General features: G+C 71.6%; 5 protein-coding genes and 1 pseudogene. 3 read left to right on the forward strand and 3 right to left on the reverse strand.

What is annotated here, in order from left to right:
* The coding region (locus WEB03_RS02870; protein WP_368069463.1) for an acyl-CoA dehydrogenase family protein at positions 1-1141 on the reverse strand (1141 nt) is incomplete at its 3' end.
* Between the two features lie 150 nt (positions 1142-1291).
* Between WEB03_RS02870 and WEB03_RS02875 the strand changes: the two genes are divergently transcribed.
* On the forward strand, positions 1292-1921 hold the full coding sequence (locus WEB03_RS02875; RefSeq protein WP_368069464.1) for a TetR/AcrR family transcriptional regulator: 630 nt from the start codon (positions 1292-1294) through the stop codon (positions 1919-1921).
* Here WEB03_RS02875 and WEB03_RS02880 read toward each other — a convergent pair.
* Together WEB03_RS02880 and WEB03_RS02885 are read right to left on the reverse strand one after the other, a co-directional pair.
* Complete coding sequence (locus WEB03_RS02880; protein ID WP_368069465.1) at positions 1914-2723, reverse strand: ABC transporter permease; 810 nt, start codon at positions 2721-2723, stop codon at positions 1914-1916. The genes WEB03_RS02875 and WEB03_RS02880 overlap by 8 nt on opposite strands.
* Positions 2720-3631, reverse strand: coding sequence for an ABC transporter ATP-binding protein (locus tag WEB03_RS02885; RefSeq protein ID WP_368069466.1), 912 nt, complete (start codon positions 3629-3631; stop codon positions 2720-2722). Before WEB03_RS02885 ends, WEB03_RS02880 begins: the two co-directional genes overlap by 4 nt.
* Positions 3632-3785: 154 nt before the next feature.
* Between WEB03_RS02885 and WEB03_RS02890 the strand changes: the two genes are divergently transcribed.
* The gene (locus tag WEB03_RS02890) at positions 3786-3980 is read left to right on the forward strand and encodes a hypothetical protein (RefSeq protein WP_368069467.1); all 195 of its coding nucleotides are present in this window, start codon (positions 3786-3788) and stop codon (positions 3978-3980) included.
* A 48-nt stretch (positions 3981-4028) separates the two neighbouring features.
* Positions 4029-4247 (forward strand): annotated as a pseudogene (locus tag WEB03_RS02895) (HepT-like ribonuclease domain-containing protein); the annotation flags it as partial.
* Positions 4248-4458 lie beyond the last annotated feature (211 nt).

Here is a 4458-nt window from a genome sequence, read left to right on the forward strand (position 1 = left end):
CACGGTGGAACTTCTCGACGTCGAACTCGCGTGAGTAGCCGAACCCACCGTGGATCTGGATGGCCTCGTCGGTGACGTGGACTGCGGTACGCCCAGCGTGGAGCTTGGCCATCGACCCCTCACCGTGCTTGAACGGCGTCCAGGTCGTGCCCATGTTGATCCCGCGCCAGCACAGCAGGCGGGCCGCATCGATCTCGGTCGCCATATCGGCGAGCTTGAAGGCGATGGCCTGGTGGCGGATGATCGGGACGCCGAAGGTCTCGCGCTCCATGGCGTACTGGATCGACGCCTCGAAGGCGGCACGCGCGATCCCGACGGCCTGCATCCCGACGATCGGGCGGGTCGCCTCGAAGGTGGACAGCGCGCCACCGGTCTTCTTCTTCTTGTCGGGGTTGTGCGCCGCGTCGATCTTGGCGTCGAGCTTGTCCTGTCCGCCGAGCAGCTGCTCGTCGGGCACGAAGCAGTCGGTGAGCGCGAGCTCGGCGGTGTGCGAGGCGCGGATCCCGAGCTTCTTGGTCTTCTTGGTCTGCGCGAAGCCGTCGGCGTCACCGGTCACGATGAACGACGCCTGACCGCGGTGACCGATCGTCGGGTCGACCGTGGCGACCACGACGTGGACGTCGGCGATACCGCCGTTGGTGATCCAGATCTTCTCACCGTTGAGCAGCCAGCCGCCCTCGACCTTGGTGGCCTTGGTGCGGATCTTGCTCACGTCCGAACCCGCGCCCGGCTCGGAGACCGCGTACGCACCGACCTTGATGTCGTCGGGGGTGCCGAAGATGCGCGGTGCCCACTCGGCGATCTGGTCGCCCGTGCCGGTCGAGGCCAGTCCTGCCAGCGCCAGGCCGGAGCCGAAGATGGCCAGGCCGATGCCGGCGCAGCCCCAGAACAGCTCCTCGATGATGAGGGCCTGGGTGAGCCCGGTCGGGTCCTGACCGGCCATCTGGTAGTACTCGAGGCCGTAGAGTCCCACTTCCGCGGCCTTCTGCACGATGGGCCAGGGGAACTCCTCGACCTCGTCGTAGTGCCGGTGGGCAGCGACGCCGTCGACGGTCGCCTCGCGCATCTCCTTGCGGGCGAAATCGTGGGCCCAGCTGCGGGCGGCTTCCTGCTCCTCGGTGAGCTTCAGGTCGAACGGCACGGCGGTCCTCCCGGGACGCGATGGGGTGTTACCGTCGGTAACGCCAACGGACGCTAACGGTGACGGGCGGGGCGTAGCAACCTGAGTCACGCGTCAGGTCGCGGGACCAGCGCAGCGGCGGGCCGGCGGCCGACCGAGGGGGACGACGAGGTGAGCGCGACGACCGAGACGGGGCGCGCGACGGCGCGTGCGGCGCGGCGGACCGAACTGCTCGACGCCGCCGATCGTGCGATCCGTCGCGACGGTCCCGAGGTGTCGATGGAGGCGCTGGCCGCCGAGGCAGGCATCACCAAACCCGTCCTGTACCGCCACTTCGTCGACCGGGGCGGGTTGCTCGACGCGGTCGCCGAACGCCACGCCCGCCGGCTGACCGACGAGCTGCGCACCGCCCTCGCCGAGCAGCGCCACCCGCGCGAGCGCATCCGCAGCGTGATGGCGACCTACCTGGCCTTCCTCGAGCGCGACCCGCACCTGCACCGGTTCGTGACCCGCGTCGCTCCCTCCGAACGCCTCGGCGCGCGGAGCGCCATCGACGACGCGATGACGGTGGTCTGCGATCAGGTCGTCGGCGCCGTCGCCCGTGAGCTGACCGGGGCGCGCCTCGATCCCGAGCCCGCACGGACCTGGGGGGTCGGGATGGTCGGCATGGTGCAGTTGGTCGGGGACCGCTGGCTCGATGCCCGCGACGTCCCGCGCGAGGTGCTCCTCGAGCGTCTCACCGACCTGCTGTGGCACGGCTTCCGCGGCATCGTCCTCCGCGGTCCGGACCCGGTCAGCTGACGAGGGCGCGTCGCAGGAGGCGAACCGCGGCGAACCACGCGAGCAGGTCGAAGGCCAACACCACGGTGAGGTGGCCGAGCGCGTCGACGACCGTGCCGGTCCCGAAGGTCAGGATGCGGAGCAGCTCGACGACGTGGGTCAGCGGGTTGAACTGACCGATGGTCGCCATGAACGAGGGCAGAGTGTCCAGCGGGAAGAACGTCCCGGCGATGACGTACATCGGCACGATCACGCCCACGATCACGAAATCGAACCCGTGGGTCGAGCGCAGCAACGCTCCGAAGGCCGCACCCGCGGCCGCGAAACCGAACCCGGCGACCACCGACACCGCCGGCACGAGCAGCACGCCCGGTCCGGGGCGGACCCCGAACGCGAACGCGACGAGGGTGGTCAGGATCGCCACGACCGTCACGCGGCAGGCGTTCCACAGCGCCTCGCCGGTCACGATCTCGGCGACGGACACCGGCGCCGCGAGGATCCCGTCGTAGAGGTGCTGCTCCTTGCGACGGAAGTAGCCGTTGATCAGGCCGGGGAAGGCGCTCGAGAACAGGATCCCGATGGCGATCGCGCCGGTCGCGATGAAGTCGAGGTAGTCGAGCCCCGCGACCTCCGCGACGAGCGCCCCGAAGCCGTACCCGAACGCGACGAAGTAGAGGACCGGCTCGGCGAGCGAGCCGAACGCGGTCGAGAACCAGACGCGGCGGAACACCCGCCACTCGCGGTGGAGGATGGCGCCGACGGCACGTGGTTCGAACCGGCGCGGGACCGGCGGGCGGGTCGGCGCGAGCGGTGTCCCGGTCACCGTGCCACCTCGAGGTCGCCGGTCGAGGGCGCGGCGCCACCATCGAGCAGCTCACCGGTCAGGACCACGAAGACGTCCTCGAGCGTGGCCGCTCGACGCCGACCCCGCCCCGCGAAGCGGTCACCCAGGCGTTCGGCGCCGAGCACCGCGACGGCCGTCCCCGCGGATCGGGTCGCGAAGCCGGCAGCTCGGACCTCGGCCGTCACGGTCACGAGGTCGTCACCGCGGCCGGGCAGCTCGAGCACCTCGGTCCCGACGTGGGTGGCGACCAGGTCCGCGGGCGCGCCCTGCGCGACGATCCGTCCGCGGTGGACGATCGCGACCTGATCACACAGCCGCTCAGCCTCCTCGATGTAGTGGGTCGTCAGCACCACCGTGGCGCCGGCGTCGCGGATGGCGTCGACGGTGGTCCACAGCTGCGCACGGACCTGCGGATCGAGCCCGACGGTCGGCTCGTCGAGCAGCACGAGCTCGGGTCGGTGCAGCAGCCCGCGAGCGATCAGCAGCCGGCGACGCATCCCACCCGAGAGGTCCTCCGAGGGCGTATCGGCGCGGTCGCTCAGCTCCGCGATCGCCAGGCCACGCGCCACCGCTACGGCGCGGTCGGCACGTCGGATGCCGTGGAACCGGGCGTAGACGCCGAGGTTCTCGGCGACGGTCAGCTCGTCGTCGAGGTCGTCGACCTGCGGCACGACGCCGCAGCGGGCCCGGGCAGCCTTGCTCTCGGCTGGCAGGGCGTGGCCGAGGACCTCGACGACCCCCTCGTCGGCGATGGCCTGGCCGGTCAGCAGCCGCATCGTCGTCGACTTCCCCGCCCCGTTCGGACCGAGCAGGCCGAAGCAGGCCCCCGCGGGGACCTCGAGGTCGAGGTGATCGACCGCGGTGAGCTCACCGAACCGCTTGACCACCTGACGGAGGCGGACAGCGGGCGGCGCGCCCGACACGCGCGTGGCAGAGCGGGACAGGGGAGCACCTCGGGACAGGGCGAGTCAGCCGGCCAACGGTAGTCGGCGTCGGCCCGCCACGGCTCGTTCCCGTACGACACGTGCACGGACCCGGCACGTGCGGGACCGGCACGTGGTGGGTGCCCGCCTCGCGATGTCGGGCACGTTGCTGTTCGACGACGACCCGCCAGCGCGGGTCGAGTGGCAGGCGATGACCCGGAAGATCTTCCTCGACGAGCGTCCTCGCGTCGACCAGGCACGCCGGGACGTCGCCGCGGCTCGACGCGCACGCGCCGCCAGGGACCTCGGCTGATGCTCGACGCCGAACGGCTCGCTTGGCTGCTGCGTCGCGACCGAGGGGTACCGAGCGCCGGATGCGAACGCCGACGCGATCCGTGAGCTGGCGCGACACGGTGTGGTGGAGGCCGAGGTGACAGAGGCCGTCGCCCGTGCGGTCGGCTTCCGTAACGTCCTCGTCCACCGCTACGCCGAGGTCATCGATGACCGCGTCGTCGACCACCTCGGCGCCCTCGACCGGCTCGACGCGTTCGTCGACCAGCTCGTTGCCCGCTACCTGTGACGCGCCACCACCCCGCGCACCGAGTGGGTGGCGGGGTGAGCGGGGTGAGCGGGCTGGGCGTGGCGCGATCGCGGTTGCGGCCGTGTCACCGTCAGAACGGGAGCAGGTCGTGGGTCGGAGCGCGGGTCGCTCGGTCATGTGGCGTGCGGCTCTCGCCCGGGTCGGGCCCGTCGCGGGAGGACGGGCCGTCGCGTGTCGCCGGGCCGTCGCG

This window comes from Nitriliruptor sp., assembly GCF_040882075.1.
In the GTDB taxonomy this organism is placed as follows: Bacteria; Actinomycetota; Nitriliruptoria; order Nitriliruptorales; family Nitriliruptoraceae; genus Nitriliruptor.